The sequence below is a fragment of the Streptomyces sp. NWU339 genome (assembly GCF_003143855.1).
Classification (GTDB): Bacteria; Actinomycetota; Actinomycetes; order Streptomycetales; family Streptomycetaceae; genus Streptomyces.
In genome coordinates this window covers 205,627-227,923 of record NZ_QFRK01000011.1, presented here as the reverse complement: position 1 = coordinate 227,923, position 22,297 = coordinate 205,627, and the positions used below count along the sequence as shown (strand labels likewise).

Below are 22,297 nucleotides of genomic sequence, written 5' to 3'. Positions count from 1 at the left end.
CGAAGTCGGTGTACCCGTCGTCGAAGGTGAGCCCGACCAGGCGCCGGCCCTCGCCCCGGGCGCGGGCGGCGAGCAGGTCGGCCACGGACACGCCGCGCAGCCCGCGCCGGCGCAGCCAGGCCAGCTGCTCCTCGAGCCGTTCGGGCGTGACCGTGATGCGGTACGGATCGTCGGAGCAGTCACCCACCGAGTGGTACATCGCCACCCACGGGACGGGGCCCGGGGGCGCGGCGGGAAGTCTGCCGGTGCCGACGGAATCAACAGAGCCGGCCGAACCAGCGGAACCGGCGGAGCCAACGGAATCAACGGAAACGGTCATGAGTGAGCTTTCGGGTGATGGTGCGTACGGAGCGCACCGCGGATGCGGAGCCCTGGACGCCCAGGGCCAGGGAGAGCGCGACGAAGACGGCGGTCACGGTGAGACAGCCGGCCGCGAGGCCCGTCAGGGGGGAGTCGGCCCGGCTCGCGGCGAACGCCCCGGCGACGGTGGCGCCGGCCGAGGCGAGCACCGGCCGGCTCAACTCGGCCAGCACCTGACGGACACGGAGACGGACACCGCCGGCGCCGCCGCGCCGGGCCGTCCGCAGACCGGCCAGCATCAGGGCGGCCGTGACGGTGATGCCGACGGCGTTGGCGGCGGCGATCCCCGCCACCCCCCAGGGGCGCACGGCGACGGCGCCGATCAACGACGTCGCGGCGATGCCCACGCCCATCGCCGCGAGGGGGTACCAGCTGGGCCGGCCCGCCGAGAAGTACGAGCGGATCAGCGTGCCCACCAGGGTCTGCCCCAGCAGCCCGAGGGCGTACACCCGCATGACGTCGGAGGTCGCCGCGGTGTCGCTCGCGGTGAACGCGCCGCGCTGGAAGAGCAGTTCGATCATCTGCGGGGCACAGGCGATCACCGCGCACATGCCCAGCAGCACCACACAGGAGGACAGCACCAGATCCCGCTCCACGCGGTCGCGGGCCCGTTCGGTGTCACCGTCGGCGAGCGCCCGCGCCACCACGGGGAAGGTGACCGTGCACACCATCAGCGACAGGGTCATCGGGATCTGGGCGACCTTCTGCGCGTAGTTCAGGTGCGAGATGGCCCCGGCCGGCAGGGAGGAGGCGAGGAAGCGTTCGACCAGGACCTGCGACTGGCGGCACAGGGCGAACAGGAGGACGGCGGCGATCAGGGCGAGCCGCACCGGCCGTTCCTCGCCGCCGGCCTGCGTCCCGCCGACCGTCGGCGCGCGTGATGCCAGTTGCCGCCACAGCGACGGCAGTTGCACCGCCACCATCAGGCAGCCGCCCACCGCGACCCCGACCGCCGCGGCACGCACGCCCCACTCACCGCCGAGCAGGAACATCGCGGCGATGATGCCCGTGTTGTACGCGATGTAGATCGCCCCGGGCGCGAAGAACCGGCGGTGGGCCCGCAGGGCGGCGCTGCAGTACCCGGCGAGCCCGAAGGCCAGCAGGCTGATCGCGGTGAGCCGGGTGCAGTCGACGGCGAGCCGGGGGTCGGGCAGGCCGGGCGCCAGCACCTCGACCAGGAAGGGAGCCGTCCCGGCGACCAGCGCGGCGACCGCGGCGAAGGCGAGGCACAGACGCGGCAGGGTGGCGGCGACCAGCTCGCGGACCGGATCGCCCGGGACGCCCCGGGCGCGACGGGCCAACGCCATGCTGAACGCCGGGATCAGCGCGATCGCCAGCCCGTCCTCGATCAGCAGCGTGGCGGCCAGCTCGGGCACGGTCCACGCGACCAGGAAGGCGTCCGTGTCGCTCCCGGCACCGAACAGCCGCGCCAGCGACTGGTCGCGCACCAGGCCGAGCAGGGAGCCGCCGATGGACAGCGCCGCCGTGACGAGCGTGGCTCTGGCGAGGAACTTCCGGGAGGCCGAGGGCGACGACGGGTCGGTGCCGTCCCCGGCCGAAGGCGCGGCACGCGCCGCGGGGACGGTCGAGGCCCGGTCGGTTCCGCGTCCGGGAGTCTGTGAAGGAACCACTGTCATCGCGCCGTGGCCTCCTCGAGGCGCTCTTGCGGGCCACCCCTCGGCACGAGGCGTCCCCGCTCACCGTCGCCCAGCGCCCACCACGCGGCGAGCCCCAGGGCCAGGGCGGTCAGCACCGTCGAGGGGCCGCCGATGTCTCCGTACACGTAGTCGGTCAGCAGCCAGACCAGCAGCCCGCAGGCGACGAGCCCGCAGTCCGGTCCCGGTCCGCGACGACGGACGCGCAGCAGCCCGCGCAGCCCGAGCACGAGCAGCGCCAGCCAGCTTCCGGCGAGGGTGAGCAGCCCGATCAGGCCCTGCTCGCTCAGCACCAGCAGGTACATGCTGTGCGGCGAGAGCAGCGCCTGCTTGTGGTACTCCGATCCCGCGCCCGCGATGTCGCTGCCCGAGGACAGCGCCAGGGTGGCGTGCCCGTCGCGATGCTCGGGAAAGCCCTTCAGACCGACACCGGTCAGCGGGTGCTCGCGCCACATGTCGCCGGCGGACGCCCACAGGGCGTACCGGTCCACCACGGACTGGTCGGGGTCGTCGGCGACCTGCGTGATGCTGTCGATCCGCTCGGTCAGCTGCGTCGTGCCGACGCCGAACCCGCCCATCAGGACCACCCCCGCGGCGGCCACGGCCGCGGCCGCCTTCAGCGCGCGCCGCAGCCCGGCCAGCGCCAGCTGCACGGCGCACGCCAGGACGGTCGCGATCCAGGCACCCCGGCTGAAGGAGAGCGCGAGCGGCAGCAGCAGCGCGAGCGCGCAGCCGGTGGCCGCCGCCCGTTGCCGTACCGGCGCCCGGCCCAGCGCGATCCCCACCGCGCACACCAGACCGAGGGCGACGGCCGACGCCATGCCCATCACGTCCTGCGCCCCGAAGGTGCCGACCGCGCGGATCGGCTCACCCTGGTAGGAGGCGCCGGTCCCGGTGGCGTACTGGTGCACGCCGATGGCCCCCTGCCACAGCGCGAGCCCCACGAACGACCAGGCCAGCACCCGGAAGTCGGCCCGGCCGCGGAGCAGCGTCAGCACGGCCGCCGGGACGAGCACGAAGACCTGCAGATAGCGGCCGAAGCCGGTGAGCGAGGCCTCGGGCGAGGACGCCCCCATGGCGGACAGCGCGAGCCCCACCACCGGCAGGCCCAGCACCACCGCCGCGGCGGGCGACAGCGGGCGTCGCCGCTCGCGCAGCAGACGGATCACGCAGTACACCACCAGCAGCCCCGAGACCACGTCGGCGGGCCCCGCCCCTTCGTACGTCAGGGGCAGGGCCAGGAGCGCGAGCACCGCCACCAGGGGCAGGACCGGCGCGAACGCGGCGGCCTGGCGCGGCAGGGGTGCGAGAGCAAGGCTCACGTCGGTCAGCTCCCCGTCGGGCGTACCAGCGACGCCGCGGTGCGCAGCAGGATGCAGACGTCCTGCCACAGCGACCAGTCGTCGATGTAGGCGCAGTCGAACCGGGAGCGGTCCTCGATCGAGGTGTCGCCGCGCAGCCCGTGGACCTGGGCGAGGCCGGTGATCCCGGTCCGCATGCGGTGGCGGGCCGCGTAGCCCTGGTAGGTGTGCGAGAACTGCGCGACGAAGTAGGGGCGTTCGGGACGCGGTCCGACCAGGCTCATGTCGCCCCGGAGCACGTTCCACAGCTGGAGCAGCTCGTCGAGCGAGGTGCGCCGCAGCATCCGGCAGAACCGGCGCATCTCGTTCTCGTCGGCCACGCTCCACCGGGTCGCCGACTCGTGCTCGTCGGCGGGGCGGTAGGTGCGGAACTTCAGCAGGGTGAACGGCTTTCCGTTCCGGCCGATGCGCTCCTGCCGGAACACCACGCCCGGCCCGTCGCTGATCCGCAGGACCGCCGCGCACATCAGCAGCAGCGGGCCGATCAGCATCAGCAGCGTCCCCGACACGAGGATGTCGAGCAGCCGTTTGCCCACGCTGTCGCGGCGCACCGGAGACAGGTCCAGCCGTCGGCAGGCGAACCCGGCCAGCCGCTGTCGCGCCGTGTACGAGGGGGAGTCGGCGTCGAGCTCCCAGATCACGCAGCCCGACTCGGCCAGGGTGCGCAGCAGCGGCCCCTGTTCGGCGCGGACCGAGGGGTGAACGGCCAGCACGGCCCGCACCCCGTTCTGGATGACCGCACGCTCGACCTCCTCACCGGTCCGCAGCACCGGGACGCCCTCGGCGTCGTCGGGCTGCTCGGCGACGACCCCCACCGGCCGTACGCCGCACCGCGGGTGGCGCAGCACGGCGGCGGCCACGCGCTGCGCGGTCGCCGCCGGGCCGATGACGAGTGCGGCGCGCGGGTGGCGCAGCAGTGCGGCACGGCGCCGTCCGTGCACGGCCGCGCGCAGCGCACAGGCCGCCGCCGTCTGCACGGCGAGGCCGGTCAGCACGGTGCCGACGGACAGCGCGTGCTCCGGCCGGTACGCCGCCCACAGCGCGGCGGGTGCCAGCCAGGCCACGGCGATACGGCCGCACACGGCGGGCAGTTCGTCCAGCAGCCCCGGCACCGGCGGCCGGCCGTCGCGCGGGCGCAGCAGCAGCGACGCGGCGACCAGCATGAGGACCAGCGACGGGTGGCGCTGGGCGCCGGTGAGGGCCAGCGTGCCCAACAGGACGGCGGCACCGTCCGCGAGGAACAGCGGGACCGGGGAGGGGGGCCGGGCCGGGGGCCGCCTGGCGGGGGACCGCTCCCCGGCGGCGGGGCCGCGCGGCGGCACGACGGAGACGGTTGAGGGGCCGTGCTCCCCCAGCGGTACGCCGGGGGAGGGCACGGTACGTTCGGCAGTCACGAGCGGATGGGCTCCCTGTGCTTGGTGGGCTCGACGCGTTGTGTCGTCCGGTTCGCCCCGGCGCCACAGCCCGCGTCGAGCGGCTGTCCGGGTCCGGCGAGATGGGCCTCGCCGTGCTCGACGGCCCCGGACGGACGCGTCCTTTTCCTGGCGGGCCATGTGCCGAGCAGGTCGCGGTAGACGTCTGCGACCTGCTCGGCGGTGTGCCGTACGTCGTGGCGGGTCAGCACGTGCCGACGGCCCCGGTCGCCGAGGGACTCGCGCAGCGGCGGGTCGAGCAGCAGCTTGGACAGGGCCTCGGCCAGCGCCGCCGGGTTCTCCGGCGGGACCAGGCACCGGGCGGCGAAGGAGGAGGGCAGGCTCTCGCGGGCGCCGTCGACGTCGGTGACCACCACGGGGCGCCCGCAGGCCATCGCCTCCAGCGGGGCCAGGGCCATGCCCTCCCAGCGGGAGGGCAGGACGACGAGATCGGCGGCCTGGTACCAGGGCGAGGCGTCGGGCACGGCTCCCGCGAACAGCACGGACGGCGGGGCGGCTTCGCGCAGCCGGTCGTGGTCCGGGCCGTCGCCGACCAGGACCAGCCGGGCGTCCGGCACCCTGCGCACGACGGCGTCCCAGGCCCGCAGCAGGACGTCCTGCCCCTTCTGCCGGCACAGCCGCCCCACGCAGACCGCGAGCGGCGTCGCCGGGTGCAGTCCGACGAGCGGTGCGAGCCCGGCCCGTACGGTGTCGGCGCCGGCCGGGTGGAAGTGCTCGGGGTCGATGCCGTTGGGGACGACGGTCCACCGGCCGGCGATCCCGGCGTGCACCCCGGTCGCCCGTTCCGCCTCGCTCACACACACCACCCGCGCGGCCCAACGCGCACCCCAGCGCTCCCACCTGAGGGCGAGGGCACCGGTCCGTCCGCCCACCGCCTCGAACGACCAGGCGTGCGGCTGGAAGACCGTCGGGATCCGCCCGCGCACCGCGAGCCGCCCGGCGAGCCCGGCCTTCGCGCTGTGCGCGTGCACCAGATCGGGGCGCACCTCGTCGATGAGCCGCGCGAGGTGCCGCACCTCCCGCACGAGCGACGGACCCGGCGAGCGCGTCGCCCGCCAGTTCCGTACCTGCGCGCCGAGCACCCGCAGTTGGGTGGTGAGGGCGCTGTCGGGGCAGACCGCGGTGACGTCCAGGCCGTCCGCCAGCTGGGTGCGGACCAGGTCCGTCACGACGCGCGCGACCCCGCCCTCCACCGGCTGGGTGAGATGCAGTACCCGCGGCCGGCGGCCGGAGGGAGACAGCTCCATGTACACGGTTTCCTCACTGGCGAAGGCGTTCGGGACGGGGGACGGCGCGTTCACGGCCGCGCGTCGGCGGCGAGGAAGAACACGCCGGCCCACGCCGCGTTCCGTTCGGAGCTGAGCCGGAGGGTCGCCCGGTCACCTGCGTGCAGCAGGCCCCGGCCGAGAGTGAACACGTCGGAGTCGTAGCCGAGGGTGTTGGCGTGCGCCGGCACCCGTGCCGGGACAGCCCCTCCGGGCCCGCTGATGGTGGAGTTCAGGACGTCGTCGGCGGGGTTGGCGGCGTCGGCGAGGACGACGGTGGAGGCGGGCGCGCCGGTGGTCAGGGTGAGCGAGTCACCGGTGGTGCCGCGGTCGCCGTTGTACGCCACCATCCCCACCTCGCCCTCCACCCCCGCGGGGAGGTTCAGGCCGCTCAGACCGATCTCCGCCCCGGCGGTGGACGCCAGCGGTGTGAAGCCGTCCCAGAGCGAGAGGTGCCGCAGCGGTTCCGCCGGATTCTCGTACGCCACCACCAGCGTCCAGCCGCCCCACGCGCCGGCCGTCGACCGGCCGGAGGCCACGTTGACATCCGCCACGGTGTACAGACCCGGCCCGCTGTCCCGCACCAGCGAGGTCACGTCCGCCGAGGCCTGGAAGGCGTCCGCGCCGTCCGCCACCCGGTGTCCGACGACCGTGTCGGCGAGGAGCTCCTTGTACTCCCCGCCGGGTTCGGCGATCAGGACCCGTCCGTTGGCCTCCCACGGTTTCTGCTCGCCCACGAGCAGGTTGCCGCCCCAGTAGAGGCGTGCGTAGGTCACCCGGGAGCCCGAGGGCAGCCGGACCTCCGCGCGGGAGGAGTTGTAGGTGTTCGGGTCGCGGTCGACGTCGACGTAGAACATGTCGAAGTCGCCGTTCACCCCGAGCGCGCCCGCCTGCACGTCCGCGCACGCCGGGTGGCTCGCGCGGCAGGTGGCCGAGGAGTTGGCGGCGCGCACGATGCCGCCGTGCTGGAGTGCGCGGTACCGCTCCACGAACGCGAGGCTGCTCGCCTCCGGCGCGGGCGGCGCGGTCGGCGCGGCGGCTGAGGGTCCGCAGGGGGCCCACGCCGTGACCAGGGTGAGGACGCCCACCGTTGCATGACGAAGCAACTGGCCCAGGGAATGACGCATGACCGACGAAGCCTTTCGGGAAGGTGGCGGTGAACAGGTAGCGCGAAGAGCGCGGTGCGTCCGCCCAGGGGGTACGTCCGGAGGGTCGCAACTCTAGCTATCTAACGGACAAAATCCCTGAAACTCCTTTAAGTCGGACAAGTGTGTTGGAATCGTGAAGCCCCTTCTCAGCGGGCGACGCCCACGTGATGCCGGTCCGCCGCGGGGCCCGGGGTTCGAGCGCCCGACCTGTGGCCTCATCAGGCAGGACGGGGCAACGGGGGGAGAGGGGACCCCGAAGGGCCCATGCCCGGTTGCGGGACGCCGGGGGCGCTCTCACGGTGGGCTCAAGATCCGAGGTCCGTGGAAAGGAACTCCCATGCGCGCTCTGCCTGTACGGCGCATCGCATTCGGCGCACTGTGCGCCGTCCTCCTGGTCGGGGTCACCGGCCCCACCGCCCTGGCCGCCGACTCGGCCGGTGGGCGCAGCCAGGTGGCGTCGCCCGGCACGCCGCTCGTGCAGATCAGGAACTCCGACGTGCGCAGGGACGAACTCACCCCGGTCGTCGACCTGCTGACCGCCGTGACCCGGGCGGACGACGGCCGGCTGTCCGCGGCCGAGACGAGGACACTGGGCAAGGCCGCGAAGGACGCGCTGAAGGAGGCCGAGGCGAAGCAACAGGCCACCAGGGCCATGCCGTTCGCCTCGGCCCCCGCGCCGGGCGTACTGCTGCCCATGGCCGAGACCGACCCCATGGGCGACGCGCTGGACGCCCTGTGGGACGCGGTCGACCGCCTCCTGGACCTGTTCCTCCCCGGTGACGACGCGATCGGCGACGCAACCGAAGAGGAAGCCGCCGACGAGGAAACCACCGACGCGAACACCGGCGCGAACACCGACGTGGTCGACGACGAGACCACCGAAGAGATCGACGAGATCTTGGGCGAGAGCGCGGACGGGGCCGACGACGCAGTCGATGACGCAGCCGACCCGACGCTTTCGTGGCTCGACGACCTGTTGACCGAGATGGGGAAGCTCATCGACGAGCTGTCCGCCGGCGACCCGCAGGTGTCGGTCGTGACCACGCAGACGACGCCGTCCACCACGACGTCCTCCAGCGTGGCCTCGTCGAGCATCACGCTGTTGACGCCCTCGCCCTCGACCTCGCCTGCGGTCCCGGCCGCCACATCGCCTGTGGTCACGCTGCCCGCGACCACTCCACCGGCGCCGGCGGCGGTGCTGTCGGCTGATTGATCTCATATGAGGACTCGTCAATCCGTGGTCCCCCGGTTTCCGGTCCGGCCAGGGATCGTTAGGCACGGCGACAGAAACCCTCCGGCGACCCGCGTTGCCGAAGAAAGGAACACGATGAAGTCCCTGAAGGCTGCCGCCGTCCTTGCCGGGTCCTTGATCGCCGCCGCCATGGCCGCGCCTGCTTCCGCCCAGGAACTCGACCTGGCGTCCACCGGCCTCGACACCGGTCTGAACACGCGCACTGCGGTCCCCTTCGAACTGATGCCGCTGCACGACGCGTCGGACGGTGAGGAGCACGACACCTCGGTGTTCGGCACGGCGCACGAGGCCGCGGCCGTGGTGAACGAGGCCAAGCCGGTGCACGGCGACCTGGGGCTCCACGCCTGAGGCATGCCATACGAGAGTCGGCCCCCGGTGGAGACCGGGGGCCGACTCTCGTATGCCCACTCTCCCGAGTACGCGCGGGGGACGCGGGTTCTCGACGTTCATGCCGAGAGCCCCGGCACTCGGGGGTGCCGGGGCTCTCGGGTCACGACGACGGATGTCAGTAGCCGTATCCCTTGTGCTGCTTCTTGTGGCTGTTGTTCACGCAGGTGTTGCCGACGGCCGAGTTGAGGGCGCCGATCCCGTCGACGGTGTTTCCGCACACGTTGACCGGTACGTGGATCGGGGCCTGGACCACATTGCCGGACAGGACGCCGGGCGAGCCGACCGCCGCGCCCTGGGCGCCGGCGTCCGCCGTGGCGATACCGGCCCCGCCGAGCATCACGGCGCCCGTGCCGAGAGCGACGGTGGCCGCCTTCGCGATGCGAGACATCACGTTCTCCTTAACTGGTCTGGTGAGCGCGGCAGCATGACGCGCGGCCGCACACCCCGCTCAACGCGGCGATCTCACCCTGGTCACGGCGATCCTCCCGGGATCACCCGTTAGAAAAGGGACTTCACCGGACGAGTAGGGGTTTTCAGTCGCGGAAGCTGACTTTCCGGCGTCTCGGGCGCGCCCGGGCGGAGGGTGGCCGACGTCCGGTTCGGGCTGTCCGAGGTGTGCGGCTGGGCCGCAACCGACATCTTCGCGAGAAACTTACGCGTTTCGGCGTTTTGCCTACCCAAAGCCGCAAAACCTCGCTTAAGTTAACCACTGACGGTGACCAACCCGACACGGGTTGTGTCCACTCGAGAAACGGAGAGGTAATGCGCAAGTACCAGAAGGCTGCTGTCGTCATGGCCATGCTCGGCAGCGTCGGCTTCCTCGGCGCCGGTGTCAGCCACGCCGGTGGCGAGCCCGAGTTCGAGCTGAACAACAAGCAGAGCACGACCTGTGCCCAGGACAACTCGACCAAGGGCCTCGTCAACGTCGACGACGTCAACGTGGGCATCAGTGCCCTGCTGGGCTTCACCAAGCAGGAGGCCAACGACGCCAACTCCGTGGCCTGCGCCACCAGCTTCAACCTCGGCGGCAAGAAGCACTGATCACTGTCAAGTGATCTGGGTGGGTCCCGGGGTTCGGAGGCACGTGTTCGAGCCCCGGGCCTGCCCGGCCGGTGTGGCCGGTCCGATCGTTTGGAACGGCTTCGCCGCTCAGCGGCGGGTCGACCGTCAAGGAAACAGGTAGATGTTCAAGTCGAAGAAGATCGCAGCGGTGGCGGGAGTCCTGGGGGGCTTCGCCCTGATCGGTGCCGTCCAGGCCGTGGCTGCCGAGGACCCGGGCAACTGCGTCAAGGACGGCAAGGGCGCCGTTCGCTGTGAGCAGGTGAGGCAGTATCAGCCCCCGTCGGACGGGAGCGGAGAGGCCCGCTTCGTCAACGAGTCGACGATGACCTGCTCCGGCTCGACGGCCCGGCTCTCCTGCGTGAACAGCGTCGATCGGTGACGGGAAGTCCTGACGTCCTCACCGGCGATGCGCGATGAACCCCCTTTCAGAAAAAAGCGCGTTTCGGCGTTTCGCCTAACAACTGCCGCAAAACGTCGCCTAGATTTGCGACTGTCAGTGACTCGGTCAACACGGACCGTGTCCGGATGAATGGAGAGGTAATGCGCAAGTACCAGAAGGCTGCTGTCGTCATGGCCATGCTCGGCAGCGTCGGCTTCCTCGGCGCCGGTGTCAGCCACGCCGGTGGCGAGCCGGAGGTTCTGCTGAACAACAAGCAGACCACGACCTGCGCCCAGGACAACTCCACCGAGGGTCTCATCAACATCCAGGACGTCAACGTCGGAGTCTCCATCCTGGGCATCACCAAGCAGGAGGCCAACGACGCCAACTCCGTGGCCTGCGCCACCAGCTTCAACGTCGGCGGCAAGCACTGATCACTGTTAGGTGATCCGGGCAGGTCCCGGGGCTCGGACCAGGTGGTCGAGTCCCGGGCCTGCCCCGTTTGTTGGCCGGTGTGTCCGATCCAGGTGTCAGGAACGGCTTCGCCGCTCGGCGGCGGGTCGACCGTCAAGGAAACAGGTAGATGTTCAAGTCGAAGAAGATCGCAGCGGTGGCGGGAGTCCTGGGGGGCTTCGCCCTGATCGGTGCCGGTGCCGTCCAGGCCGTGGCTGCCGAGGACCCGGGCAACTGCGTCAAGGACAGCAACGGCACCGTTCGCTGCGCGCAGGTGACCAAGCACGAGGCCACGTCGGAGGAGTACGGAAAGATCCGCTTCGTCAACGACTCGAGGCAGACCTGCTCCGGCGGGCCCGGGGTTTCCTGCACGAGCAGCGTCACCCTCCCGGGCCGGAAGTCCTGACGTCCGTACCGCGAAGACGCTCGCACAGCGGAGAGTGGCCGGAACCCGATATCGGGTTCCGGCCACTCTCCGTATGTCCTTCATCGGCTCGGCGTCACGTCGACGAGTTCGGCGCCCGGTGACTCCACGGGGGTGCAGTACGGCAGGTCGTCGATGGGGAGGTCGGTGCAGAACCGGCCGATCAGCTCCGACGACTCCTCCCTGCGTTCGACGGTGACCAGGTGGTCCGCCTCCCTGACGGTCGTGAACCGCGCCGCGGGCATCGTCGCGGCGAGCTCGCGGCCCATCTCGGGGGTGCACAGGGTGTCGTACTCCCCCGTGAACACCAGGGTCGGCACGTCGGGGACGGGCAGGGGCTCGTAGCAGCCGTGCGTCATCAATCTCGTGTTGTGCTCGAGCGCCTTCTTGATCTCGTCCGGCGTCTGGTTCATGAACTGCCGCTGGAGGAGGCGTGTCACGGCCGCGTGCCTGCGGACCTTGCCGGCGCCCGGGTTCGACATGAACAACCGCACCAGTCCGCCGACGGCCGCATCGGTGTCGCCCCGTTCGAAGGCGTGCGACAGGCGCGGTACGACGTCGGTGTAGATCTCGGGGAGGCGCTTCGCCGCGCCGCAGAAGACGATGCGGCGGACGAACTCGGGATGCAGTTGCGCGAAGCGGAGGCCGACCACTTCGCCGAAGCAGCCGCCGAAGAGGTTCACTTGCGGCATCCCGGTCTCCACCAGCATGTGCTTGACCGCGGCGGCGAGGAAGTCGATGCCGTACCGGGAGGGCAGGAAGTCCGCGCTGCCGTATCCCGGAAGATCCACGGTGATCAGCGTGCAGAGCGGAGCCAGCCACTTCTCGTGTGCCTGCCAGGAGTACCGGTCCTGGGAGGAGCCGCCGAGCAGCAGCAGCGGCGCCGTTCGTGGGGCGCTCTGATGGACGATCCGGCACCCGTACGCGAAACCCTCGAAACTGAGGCTCCGCTCCTCCACCCGCTCCGACGGCTCCGACGGCTTCGAGGGTGGGGGAGTGGACCCGTGGCGCTGTGCGTTCAGTGGAATCTGGGCGGTGGGGGCAGTGCGCATGGACGGCTCCGGTACAGGGGAATGAGGGCGAACCAGTCCATGATTACCAGCAATCGCGCCTTTTCCCCGCAATCATTCGTTTATGGGCGATCCCGGCAATGGGGCATATTCAGCCCGAACGGCCCTGATAAGTTCCCCCGACTGCCCGGTCAGGTGGACGTGACGGGGCGGTAGCGCACGTTCACCGGGGCCGAGGGGGGCGTCGCCGTTCAGCAGTGCGAGCCGGACGGGAGCGCTGCCGGGGCGGCCGAGCAACCGGATCCCGTCACCCAGCAGTACCGGCGCGACGTGCAGGTTCACCTCGTCGACCACTCCGAGTTCCAGCAGTTGCCGGCCGATGGAGGGCGAGAAGACCTCGAGGTTCTTGCCGTCCGCGGCCTCCAGCCCGATCCGGACCGCCTCGGCGATGTCGCAGCTCAGGAACGTCACACCCGCGGCGGGCTGCGCGTCCTGCGGGTGGTGGGTGAGCACGAACACCGGTCCCCGTCACGCGCCCCCGTAGATCGCCCCGGTGTCCGGGTGGAAGTCCCAGCCGTCCCGGCCTCCCAGAGCGAAGCCAGAATGAAGCCAGAATGAAGCCAGAATGAAGAAGGACCAGCGTTTCCGCTGGTCAGAAGGTACTTGCGCCCCCGGCAGGACTCGAACCTGCGGCCAAGCGCTTAGAAGGCGCCTGCTCTATCCACTGAGCTACGGGGGCCCGGGTGTGGTGGCCACTGTCGTGGTGCCCGGGTGTGGCCGGTTCCTGACGTTGCCGGGGACAAGGATAGGGCTCCCGTGCCCTTGCCCCTGTCGCTTCGCCTCCGCGGCTCGATGTGGAGGTCCGGTGAAGCGGTCCCGATAATCGCAGGCGGGTACGAATCGTGCACCGCTTTCGGCCTCTCGCGCATCGGGTGTTGTGCACTCGTTATGCCTCGACCGCACCCGCGCCCCAGTCGTCCCTTCCATCCCTTGTGTCCGACCGGCGCGCAGACATGCTCATATGCTTCAGAATTCCCCTGAAATTGGGCATTCTTCGCATGTGGTGACCTTGGACGTACGGCCTCAGCTGCTCGACGCACTCTCCGCCCTGCGCGACCGTGTCGCCGCCGCACGCTTCCCGCTGCCCCTGGCGGGGGCCCCACGCGCGCGTGCCAACCGCGACGAACTGCTCGCGCAGCTCGATGACTATCTGGTGCCCCGCCTGAGAGAGCCCCAAGCGCCGTTGCTGGCCGTCGTCGGGGGATCCACCGGGGCCGGAAAGTCCACCCTGGTGAACTCTCTCGTCGGGCGGCGGGTCAGTGAGGCGGGGGTGCTGCGGCCGACGACACGCACACCGGTGCTTGTCTGCCATCCGGAGGACCACCACTGGTTCAGCGGGATGCGGGTGCTGCCCGACCTCACCCGCGTGTGGGTGCCCCAGCAGGAGGCCGAGGACCACCTGCTCCCCGGCGAGAACCCCGCACGCGTGCTGCGCATCGAGACCACCGACAGCCTCCCGCCCGGCCTCGCCCTGCTCGACGCCCCCGACATCGACTCCCTCGTCTCCGACAACCGCGTCCTCGCCGCCGAACTCATCTGCGCGGCGGACATCTGGGTCATGGTCACCACCGCCGCCCGCTACGCCGACGCCGTCCCCTGGCACATGCTGCGCGCCGCCAAGGAGTACGACGTCAGCCTCGTGACCGTCCTGGACCGGGTGCCCCACCAGGTCGTGTCCGAGGTGTCGCGGCAGTACGGCGCCCTGCTCACCAAGGCCGGACTCGGCCACGTACCGCGCTTCACCGTGCCGGAGCTGCCCGAGTCGGCCTGGGGCGGCGGGCTGCTGCCGGCCTCCGCGGTGGCGTCGCTGCGGACCTGGCTCGTCCACCAGACGCAGGACCCCGCCGCCCGCGAGCACGTCATGGCACGGACCGCCCAGGGCATCCTCGACTCCCTCGACTCCCGCATGCCGGAACTCGCCGGTGCCGCCGCCGCGCAGCACGCCGCCGCGCTGCGGCTCACCTCCGCCGTCGACGGGGCGTACGACAGCGAGCACTCGCGGCTGCGCGGCCGACTGCAGGCCGGGGCCGTGCTCGCCGGTGACGCGCTCAAGCGGTGGCGCGCCTTCCCGCTCGACTGCACTCCCGCTGAACTCCTCGACACCCTCGTGGAGAGCCTGGGAGCCCTGCTGCTGTGCGCCGTCACCGCCGCCGACGAGCGGGTCGACACCGCCTGGCGGCGCGAACCGGCCGCGAACGCCCCCGAGTTCACCGACCGTGACGGGGCGGTGGAGGGCGCCGAGCACCGGATCGGGCTGGCCGTACGGCGGTGGCGGCGCGAACTGGAGGAGTACGCCGAGGAAGAGGTACGCGAACTCGACCGTGCCGCAGCGCCGGACCCCGAGACGGTCGCCGCCCTGGCCGCCACCGCGTTGCTGAGCGGGCGCCGGGAGTGGGCCGCGGGGGAGAAGCTCGCCGAACGGATCGGCGCGCACGGGGCGTTGCGGCTGCGCGACCGGGGCGGGCGGATGCTTCTCCAGCACGTGAACCGGATCATGCACACCGAACGCGAGCGTCGGCTCGCGCCGCTCGACGCGCTCGAGGTGCACCCCGAGCCCCAGGCCGAACTCATCGCCGCGTTGTCCGTACTGCAGAAGGAGAGGTGACCGGTGACCGCCGTCACTGACCAGGACCACACCGAGCACCCCGAGCGTTTCGACCGCCCGGACGCAGAGGCCGGGTCCCCCGGGGCCCAGGAGGCGAAGGACGAGTACGGGGACGAGGGAGGCGACGGGTACGGGGACGACGAGCACGGGGGCGACAGGGGCGGGGGGCCCTCGGAGGGGCCGGCCTCGCAGGCCCCCTGGGACGACGGGCTGATCGCGCGGCGGGGGACCGGGACCGCCGGGACCGGGACCGCCGGGATCGAGCGGTCCACCGTGCTGGAGGCCCGGAAGCCCGCGCCGCAGACCGTGACCCCCCTGACGTACGACCCGCCGCTGCTCTCGCGGCTGGACGCGTTGCACGAGCTGGTGGGACTGTCCCGGGCCAGGCTCGACAACCGGACGCTGGCCGGGGCGAGCCGGGTCCTCGACGCGGCCGCCGCGCGACGACGGCTCTCCGGGCAGCACACCGTGGTCGCCATCGCGGGCGCGACGGGCAGTGGCAAGTCGCAGCTGTTCAACGCGCTGGCCGGGGTCGCCATCTCGGAGACCGGCGTACGGCGGCCGACCACCGCCGCGCCCGTCGCGTGCAGTTGGAGCGACGGCGCCGCGAGCCTCATCGAACGGCTCGGCATCCCGCCCCGGTTGCGCCGCCGCCCGCTGCAGGCGATGGCGGACGCGGACGACCAGCTGCGCGGACTCGTCCTCGTCGACCTGCCGGACCACGACTCGGCGGCCGTGCAGCACCGCGAACAGGTGGACCGGGTGCTGGCCATGGTCGACGCGGTCATCTGGGTCGTCGACCCCGAGAAGTACGCCGACGCGATGCTGCACGAGCGCTATCTGCGGCCCATGTCCGCCCACGCGGAGGTCATGTTCGTCGTCCTCAACCAGATCGACCGGCTCCCCGGGGAGGCCGCCGAGCAGGTCCTGGACGATCTGCGGCGGCTGCTCGACGAGGACGGCATCGCCCTGGGCGAGTACGGGGAACCCGGCACGACGGTGCTCGCGCTGTCCGCGCTCACCGGCGAGGGGGTCGACGAGCTGCGGGAGGCGCTCGGCCGGTTCGTGGCCGAACGCGGAGCCGCGGGCCGCCGTATCGGCGCGGACGTCGACGTCGCCGCCGCCCGGCTGTGGCCCGTCTACGCCAACCGCCGGCGGGCCGGGCTGAGCGAGGAGGCGCGGGAGGAGTTCTCGGACCGGCTCGCGGACGCCGTGGGCGCCGGCGCGGCGGGCGAGGCGGCCGAACGCGCGTGGCTGCGCAACGCCAACCGCGCGTGCGGCACCCCGTGGCTGCGGCTGTGGCGCTGGTGCCAGGGCCGGGGAGGGCCGCCCACCGGGAAGTTCCCGCAGCGGACGCAGCCCGATCAGGAGGTCACGGCCCGGCAGCGGGTGGAACAGGCGGTGCGCACGGTGTCCGACCGTGCCTCGGACGGCCTGCCCGCGCCCTGGGCGCAGGCGGTGCGCGAGGCCGCCGTACGGGGCTCCCAGGGGCTGCCCGAGACGCTGGACGCCCTCGCCGTGCGCGCGAGCCTGCCGCCGGGGCGGCCGCCGCGGCCCGGGTGGTGGCCGGTGGCCGTGCTCGCCCAGGCGTCCATGACGATCCTCCAGTTCGTCGGCGGGCTGTGGCTGCTGGGCCAGATCATCGGATTCATGTCGCCGAACCTGGGGGTACCGGTGCTGCTGATGGTGAGCGGCATCGTCGGCGGGCCGCTCATCGAGTGGAGCTGCCGGATGGCCGCCCGCGGTCCGGCCCGGCGGCACGGGCAGGAGGCGGAGAGACGGTTGCGGGAGGCGGCCGCGGGGTGCGGACGGGCCCGCGTCCTGGACCCGGTGGCGGCGGAGCTGCTGCGGTACCGGGAGGTACGGGAGCAGTACGGGCGGGTGGTGGGGGCGGGTGCCGGGGTGAACTGAGGCCTCCGGCATCGCGACTCGTACGGGTGGCGGAGTTGTCCACAGTGCGGTGGTGGTCCACAGGCCTCAGCGGGACCGGCCCGAAGGAGGCAGTCTGACTCGCATCCGTACGGGGCGGGCCCGTACGCGTATCCGCCCGGCGCCGGTGCCGGCGTCAGGACGGGGGAGGCAGGCACGATGAACGAGACGACGATCTGCGCGGTGGGCAACGTGGCGACGCGGCCGGTGTACCGGGAGACGGCGTCCGGACCGGTGGCGAGGTTCCGGCTGGCGGTCACCTCGCGGTACTGGAGCCGGGAGAAGAGCGCGTGGGCGGACGGCCACACCAACTTCTTCACGGTGTGGGCCAACCGGCAGCTCGCCACCAACACCATGGCCTCGCTGTCGGTGGGCGAACCCGTGCTGGTGCGGGGGCGGCTGAAGGTCCGCACGGAGACCCGCGAGGGGCAGCAGGGCCGCACCTCGGCGGACATCGAGGCGGTGGCGATCGGCCATGACCTGGCCCGGGGCACGTCGGCGTTCCGGCGCTCGGGCCGGCCGGAGCAGCAGGCATCCCCGGACCGGCCGGAGCCCGCCTGGGAGACCGGAGCGGGCGACACGGCCGCCTCCGGTGGGGGAGCCGAGACGGCCGAAGCCGCGGGTGCGGTCGCCGGGTCCGGGACCGTCGCCGCCCAACGAACACCGGAACCGGCCATGGTGACGTGATGTCACCGGTCGGGCCCCGGCGACGCGGCTGACCGAAGTGCGGCTTATCGACGGTTGGATGAGGAACGGTCCCGGGTGGATTTGTCGACAAGCCCTGTTCGTGCCCGCGTCGGCGATAACGATTGCGAGTCGGATCATGCCTCCGAGCTGATCATCGACAGGCGTGCTCCGAGGCGTACTTAGGATGCCGGGCATGGCTCCCGGGGCTCTCGGGGCCGGTGATTCTGCTGGTGGGGCCCGTCCCCCCACGTCTAACGGGTCCCGCTCGGAGGGGAAATCGGTGTTTGCGGCGTTCTCTGAGTTGTCTGCGTGCTCTGTGTTCTCTGCGTGCTCTGTGTCGTCCGTGCTTCGGCGTGCGACGGTGACCCGTCTCGCCGCCGGGACGCTGGTGTCCGGACTCGTCGCCGCCGGTGTGCTGGCCGGCGCCGGGACGGCTGCCGCCACTCCTGGCGCTCCCGGCGTGGCGCGCGGTGAGGGCGGGGCGGCCGCGACGGTGGAGGGCCTGAAGACGTACGGCGAGGCCGTGATCCACGGCGCCGTCGGGGACCAGCGGGTGTCGGCGGGACTGTTCGAGATGTCCGTCGAGGGCGGCGGCATGCTGCAGACCTACTGCGTCGACATCCACACCCCCACGCAGACGGACGCGAAGTACTACGAGACCGCGTGGAACGGCACCTCGCTGGGCGCCAACGAGGACGCCGGCCGGATCCGCTGGATCCTGCGCAACTCCTACCCCCAGGTGAACGACCTCGCGGCGCTCGCCGACCGGGCGGGCGTCCGGGGCCAGCTCACCGAGCAGGACGCGGCGGCCGGTACGCAGGTGGCGATCTGGCGCTACTCCGACGACGTGGACGTGGAGGCCGTGGACCCCCAGGCGGAGCAGCTCGCGGACTACCTGGAGAAGAGCGCCCGGAACCAGCCGGAGCCGAGGGCGTCGCTGACCCTGGAGCCGCCGGCCGTCTCCGGCCGTCCGGGTGAGCTGCTCGGCCCGGTGACGGTGCGCACGGACGCGGACAGCGTGACGGTGTCACCGCCGGCGGACGCCGCCACGAGCGGGGTGCGGATCGTCGACCGGGACGGTGAGCCCGTCACCACGGCGACGGACGGCGGCAAGGTGTTCTTCGAGATACCCGAGGACGCGCCGGCGGACACGGTCGAGCTGACCGCGCAGGCATCGACCACCGTGCCGGTCGGCCGGGCCTTCGCCTCCGACAGCCGCAGCCAGACCCAGATCCTGGCCGGCTCCAGCACCTCGACGGTCTCCGCGACGGCGAGCGCGACCTGGGCGGAGCGGGGCGCGATACCGGCGGTGTCCGCCCGGACGAACTGCGCCGAGGGCGGCGTCGACGTCACCGCTGTCAACCAGGACGACGAGCCCTTCACCTTCGAGCTCGCGGAGCGCGAGTACACCGTCGAGCCGGGCGAGTCCCGCACGGTGACGGTCCCGCTGGCCGAGGACCGGGCGTACGACTTCACGGTCCGGGGCTCGGACGGCTTCGAGAAGCGGTTCACCGGCATGCTCGACTGCCGGACCCGGGCCGCCGAGACCGGCGTGGACGTCCAGACCCTCAGCGGGCCCACCCCCACCCCCGTGGGCGGCACGGCCACCGACGTCAACCTCGCCGAGACCGGCGCCTCGGGCATCACCCCCTGGATCGTCGGCACCGCCATCACCCTGGTCGTCCTCGGCGGCGCGGCCCTGGTCATCACCCGCCAGCGCGAGACGGCCCGGGAGAGCTGAACCGGCACGGGCGGTGTCCGTCCACAGTCGGACCGGAGACGGCACCCACTTCGAAGGCCGGGGCGCGGCCGTGAACGACGAATCGGTCACGCCCCGACGAACGGCACCGCGAGCGCTGCTCCGTCCCGGTGAGCTCCGGGGCAGGAGCAGCCCGGTCAACACACCTGGACGGTGCCGACGGCTCACAGCCGTCCCCCGCGTCAGGTGAACGGTGAGCGGTGGGCTCAGGTGGAGTTCTCGTCGAGCGTCAACATGATGTGCTCATGCTCTCCGTACCAAACCGTCCCGGTACGCCGGAAGCCGTGTTTCTCCAGCAGTCGCACCGAGCCGGTGTTCCCGACGAAGGGGTCGGCGTGCAGGGGGCGGGCCTTCTCCCGTTCCAGGAACAGCGCCAGTGCCCGCGTACCGATGCCCCGCCCCCAGTACCGCCTGCCGAGCCAGTATCCGATGAAGCGCCGTCCCTCGCCCCACCACGCCACCACGTTGCCCGCCAGTTCCCCGTCGACGGTGACGGCCTGCACGAAGACGGTGGGGTCCCCGAGGACCTTCGTCGTCCAGTGGGTCATGAAGGCTTCCCGTTCCCGGGGCGGGAAATTCGACCGCTGGACGGCCTCGGGATCGTGCTCCTGCGCGAAGAACTCCTCCAGACCGGCCTGTCCGACGTCTCGTAAACGCACCTGATCGCCCATGCCGAGGGAGTCTGCCACCAGCCACTGACACTCCCGGGAGGAGGAAGCCGGCCGGCTGACGCCGACGACGCCGGACGGCAGTACACGGCAGCGCCCCTGAGCGACCGTCGGACCAGCCGATGTCGATCGGTACGGCGACCGCTGGTCGCGGCCGCCGACGATCAGTCGTGGCTGTGGTGAAGGGGCGCCCTCGGGTTCACCAGGAGTGAGAGCGCGTTCGGCCACGGCCGAGAAGTCTCCGGATCAGCAGGAACGCGGCCACAGCGATCAGGGCCATCCCCATGAGGGTCAAGGCAGCCCCGAGGACGATCAGAAATGTTCCGACAAGGATCAGAAGTACCCCCATCAGGACCAGGAGTGCCCCGATGATGAGGAGAAAGATCGCGAGGACGGTCACAGTTGCCTCCTGTCCTCCCTCCCGCTCTGACCCCTTCCCCGCTCCCGCGCAAACACTCTGCTCCACGATCAGCGACGGCTCGCCGCGGCCGGGAGGCCGGCCCGCGGTCCGCTGGTTTCCCTCAGGACCGGCGTCGGGCCGTCCGCGGGCCGTGCGAGGTTGCCCGGGGCCGACCGACGGCGACCGACAGTGACGGTCGAGCCGCGGTCGCCAGTGGCGAAACCGCAGGTCAGCGCCCCCCGGCCAGATGGGTTTCCCCTGGGGGTGGCGGTCGGGCAAGATGGGGTGTATCTGCCCACTGCCAGATTTCAAGCTGCCGGACGGTTTCTCTTGGCTGAGTTCATTTACACCATGCGCAAGGCGCGCAAAGCGCACGGCGACAAGGTGATCCTCGACGACGTCACCCTGAGCTTCTACCCCGGGGCGAAGATCGGTGTCGTCGGTCCGAACGGTGCCGGTAAGTCGACCGTTCTGAAGATCATGGCGGGGCTGGAGCAGCCGTCCAACGGCGACGCCTTCCTCACTCCCGGTTACACCGTGGGCATCCTGCTCCAGGAGCCCCCGCTGAACGAGGAGAAGACCGTCCTGGAGAACGTCCAGGAAGGTGTCGCCGAGGTCAAGGGCAAGCTCGACCGGTTCAACGAGATCGCCGAGCAGATGGCGACCGAGTACACCGACGAGCTCATGGACGAGATGGGCAAGCTGCAGGAGCAGCTCGACCACGCCAACGCCTGGGACCTCGACGCCCAGCTGGAGCAGGCCATGGACGCCCTGGGCTGCCCGCCCGGCGACTGGCCCGTGGCCAACCTCTCCGGTGGTGAGAAGCGCCGCGTCGCGCTCTGCAAGCTGCTGCTCGAGGCGCCCGACCTGCTGCTCCTCGACGAGCCCACCAACCACCTCGACGCCGAGTCCGTGAACTGGCTGGAGCAGCACCTCGCCAAGTACGAGGGCACCGTCGTCGCCGTCACCCACGACCGGTACTTCCTGGACAACGTCGCCGGGTGGATCTGCGAGGTGGACCGCGGCCGGCTGCACGGCTACGAGGGCAACTACTCCAAGTACCTCGAGTCCAAGGCCGCCCGCCTCAAGGTCGAGGGTGCCAAGGACGCCAAGCGGCAGAAGCGCCTCAAGGACGAGCTGGAGTGGGTGCGGTCCAACGCCAAGGGACGCCAGGCCAAGTCCAAGGCGCGTCTGGCCCGCTACGAGGAGATGGCCGCCGAGGCCGACAAGATGCGGAAGCTGGACTTCGAGGAGATCCAGATCCCGCCGGGCCCGCGGCTGGGCAGTGTCGTCGTCGAGGTGAACAACCTCAGCAAGGGCTTCGGCGACAAGCTGCTGATCGACGACCTCAGCTTCACGCTGCCGCGCAACGGCATCGTCGGCGTCATCGGCCCGAACGGCGCCGGCAAGACCACGCTGTTCAAGATGCTCCAGGGCCTCGAGGAGCCCGACTCCGGGTCGGTCAAGGTCGGCGAGACGGTCAAGATCTCCTACGTGGACCAGACCCGCGCGAACATCGACCCCAAGAAGACGCTGTGGGCCGTCGTCTCCGACGAGCTGGACTACATCAACGTGGGCCAGGTCGAGATGCCCTCGCGCGCCTACGTCTCCGCCTTCGGGTTCAAGGGGCCGGACCAGCAGAAGCCCGCCGGTGTCCTCTCCGGCGGTGAGCGCAACCGACTGAACCTCGCGCTCACCCTCAAGCAGGGCGGCAACCTGCTGCTCCTCGACGAGCCGACCAACGACCTCGACGTCGAGACGCTGTCGAGCCTGGAGAACGCGCTGCTCGAGTTCCCGGGGTGCGCCGTGGTCATCTCCCACGACCGGTGGTTCCTGGACCGCGTCGCCACGCACATCCTCGCCTACGAGGGCGAGTCCAAGTGGTTCTGGTTCGAGGGCAACTTCGAGTCGTACGAGAAGAACAAGATCGAGCGGCTCGGCCCGGACGCCGCCCGCCCGCACCGCGCCACCTACAAGAAGCTGACCCGGGGCTGATC

The 22,297-nt window shown here is 71.6% G+C and carries 21 protein-coding genes, 1 tRNA gene and 1 pseudogene; 11 read left to right on the top strand and 12 right to left on the bottom strand.

The genetic code is table 11. The features are described from left to right. The 6 genes and pseudogenes from DIZ27_RS16520 to DIZ27_RS16495 all read right to left on the bottom strand — a co-directional run. A pseudogene (locus DIZ27_RS16520) lies at positions 1–319 on the bottom strand (polysaccharide deacetylase family protein); the annotation flags it as partial. Then, a complete protein-coding gene (gene murJ, locus DIZ27_RS16515) occupies positions 303–1,997 on the bottom strand; it encodes a murein biosynthesis integral membrane protein MurJ (RefSeq protein WP_109379159.1) in 1,695 nt (564 codons plus the stop codon). The gene murJ and the pseudogene DIZ27_RS16520, both read right to left, overlap by 17 nt. Further along, positions 1,994–3,337 (bottom strand): O-antigen ligase, encoded by a 1,344-nt coding sequence (locus tag DIZ27_RS16510; RefSeq protein WP_109379158.1) that lies wholly within the window; start codon positions 3,335–3,337, stop codon positions 1,994–1,996. The genes murJ and DIZ27_RS16510 overlap by 4 nt, the downstream gene beginning before the upstream one ends. Before the next feature lie 5 nt (positions 3,338–3,342). After that, positions 3,343–4,770, bottom strand: coding sequence for an exopolysaccharide biosynthesis polyprenyl glycosylphosphotransferase (locus tag DIZ27_RS16505; protein WP_109379157.1), 1,428 nt, complete (start codon positions 4,768–4,770; stop codon positions 3,343–3,345). Beyond that, positions 4,767–6,056, bottom strand: coding sequence for a glycosyltransferase (locus DIZ27_RS16500; protein ID WP_109379188.1), 1,290 nt, complete (start codon positions 6,054–6,056; stop codon positions 4,767–4,769). The genes DIZ27_RS16505 and DIZ27_RS16500 overlap by 4 nt, the downstream gene beginning before the upstream one ends. A gap of 50 nt (positions 6,057–6,106) precedes the next feature. Then, a complete protein-coding gene (locus DIZ27_RS16495) occupies positions 6,107–7,201 on the bottom strand; it encodes a DUF3344 domain-containing protein (protein WP_109379156.1) in 1,095 nt (364 codons plus the stop codon). A 358-nt stretch (positions 7,202–7,559) separates the two neighbouring features. Here DIZ27_RS16495 and DIZ27_RS16490 point away from each other — a divergent pair, with 358 nt between their 5' ends. Both DIZ27_RS16490 and DIZ27_RS16485 read left to right on the top strand, forming a co-directional pair. Further along, complete coding sequence (locus DIZ27_RS16490; protein ID WP_109379155.1) at positions 7,560–8,435, top strand: hypothetical protein; 876 nt, start codon at positions 7,560–7,562, stop codon at positions 8,433–8,435. 114 nt (positions 8,436–8,549) lie between these two features. Next, on the top strand, positions 8,550–8,822 hold the full coding sequence (locus DIZ27_RS16485) for a hypothetical protein (RefSeq protein WP_109379154.1): 273 nt from the start codon (positions 8,550–8,552) through the stop codon (positions 8,820–8,822). 157 nt (positions 8,823–8,979) lie between these two features. Here DIZ27_RS16485 and DIZ27_RS16480 read toward each other — a convergent pair whose 3' ends face one another. Then, a complete protein-coding gene (locus DIZ27_RS16480) occupies positions 8,980–9,252 on the bottom strand; it encodes a chaplin (RefSeq protein WP_109379153.1) in 273 nt (90 codons plus the stop codon). 374 nt (positions 9,253–9,626) lie between these two features. On the opposite strand from DIZ27_RS16480, the gene DIZ27_RS16475 reads away from it, so the two are divergent. From DIZ27_RS16475 to DIZ27_RS16460, 4 genes are all read left to right on the top strand, one after another. Next, entirely contained in the window at positions 9,627–9,905 is a 279-nt protein-coding gene (locus DIZ27_RS16475; RefSeq protein WP_109379152.1) for a hypothetical protein, read from the top strand. A gap of 142 nt (positions 9,906–10,047) precedes the next feature. After that, the gene (locus DIZ27_RS16470) at positions 10,048–10,305 is read left to right on the top strand and encodes a hypothetical protein (RefSeq protein ID WP_109379151.1); all 258 of its coding nucleotides are present in this window, start codon (positions 10,048–10,050) and stop codon (positions 10,303–10,305) included. Positions 10,306–10,466: 161 nt separating this feature from the next. Beyond that, positions 10,467–10,739, top strand: a complete 273-nt coding sequence (locus tag DIZ27_RS16465; RefSeq protein ID WP_109379150.1) for a hypothetical protein — start codon at positions 10,467–10,469, stop codon at positions 10,737–10,739. Positions 10,740–10,888: 149 nt separating this feature from the next. Further along, a complete protein-coding gene (locus DIZ27_RS16460; RefSeq protein WP_109379149.1) occupies positions 10,889–11,164 on the top strand; it encodes a hypothetical protein in 276 nt (91 codons plus the stop codon). Positions 11,165–11,244: 80 nt separating this feature from the next. Here DIZ27_RS16460 and DIZ27_RS16455 read toward each other — a convergent pair whose 3' ends face one another. From DIZ27_RS16455 to DIZ27_RS16445, 3 genes are all read right to left on the bottom strand, one after another. Next, complete coding sequence (locus tag DIZ27_RS16455) at positions 11,245–12,234, bottom strand: alpha/beta fold hydrolase (RefSeq protein ID WP_109379148.1); 990 nt, start codon at positions 12,232–12,234, stop codon at positions 11,245–11,247. 72 nt (positions 12,235–12,306) lie between these two features. After that, a complete protein-coding gene (locus DIZ27_RS16450; RefSeq protein ID WP_258308402.1) occupies positions 12,307–12,705 on the bottom strand; it encodes a dihydrofolate reductase family protein in 399 nt (132 codons plus the stop codon). Positions 12,706–12,858: 153 nt separating this feature from the next. Then, positions 12,859–12,931 (bottom strand) — tRNA-Arg (locus DIZ27_RS16445). Positions 12,932–13,252: 321 nt separating this feature from the next. Between DIZ27_RS16445 and DIZ27_RS16440 the strand changes: the two genes are divergently transcribed. The 4 genes from DIZ27_RS16440 to DIZ27_RS16425 all read left to right on the top strand — a co-directional run bounded on the left by DIZ27_RS16440 (position 13,253) and on the right by DIZ27_RS16425 (position 19,214). Continuing rightward, entirely contained in the window at positions 13,253–14,857 is a 1,605-nt protein-coding gene (locus DIZ27_RS16440; RefSeq protein ID WP_109379147.1) for a dynamin family protein, read from the top strand. A gap of 3 nt (positions 14,858–14,860) precedes the next feature. After that, positions 14,861–16,768 (top strand): YfjP family GTPase, encoded by a 1,908-nt coding sequence (locus DIZ27_RS16435; protein WP_109379146.1) that lies wholly within the window; start codon positions 14,861–14,863, stop codon positions 16,766–16,768. Positions 16,769–16,945: 177 nt separating this feature from the next. Beyond that, on the top strand, positions 16,946–17,473 hold the full coding sequence (locus DIZ27_RS16430) for a single-stranded DNA-binding protein (RefSeq protein ID WP_109379145.1): 528 nt from the start codon (positions 16,946–16,948) through the stop codon (positions 17,471–17,473). Positions 17,474–17,834: 361 nt separating this feature from the next. Continuing rightward, positions 17,835–19,214: a Cys-Gln thioester bond-forming surface protein gene (locus DIZ27_RS16425; RefSeq protein WP_258308401.1), complete on the top strand. Its 1,380-nt coding sequence runs from the start codon at positions 17,835–17,837 to the stop codon at positions 19,212–19,214. A gap of 224 nt (positions 19,215–19,438) precedes the next feature. On the opposite strand, the gene DIZ27_RS16420 is transcribed toward DIZ27_RS16425, so the two are convergent. Both DIZ27_RS16420 and DIZ27_RS16415 read right to left on the bottom strand, forming a co-directional pair. Further along, the gene (locus DIZ27_RS16420; RefSeq protein WP_109379187.1) at positions 19,439–19,903 is read right to left on the bottom strand and encodes a GNAT family N-acetyltransferase; all 465 of its coding nucleotides are present in this window, start codon (positions 19,901–19,903) and stop codon (positions 19,439–19,441) included. Between the two features lie 196 nt (positions 19,904–20,099). After that, a complete protein-coding gene (locus DIZ27_RS16415) occupies positions 20,100–20,300 on the bottom strand; it encodes a hypothetical protein (protein ID WP_109379186.1) in 201 nt (66 codons plus the stop codon). 330 nt (positions 20,301–20,630) lie between these two features. Between DIZ27_RS16415 and ettA the strand changes: the two genes are divergently transcribed. Next, the gene (gene ettA / locus DIZ27_RS16410) at positions 20,631–22,295 is read left to right on the top strand and encodes an energy-dependent translational throttle protein EttA (RefSeq protein ID WP_109379143.1); all 1,665 of its coding nucleotides are present in this window, start codon (positions 20,631–20,633) and stop codon (positions 22,293–22,295) included. Positions 22,296–22,297 lie beyond the last annotated feature (2 nt).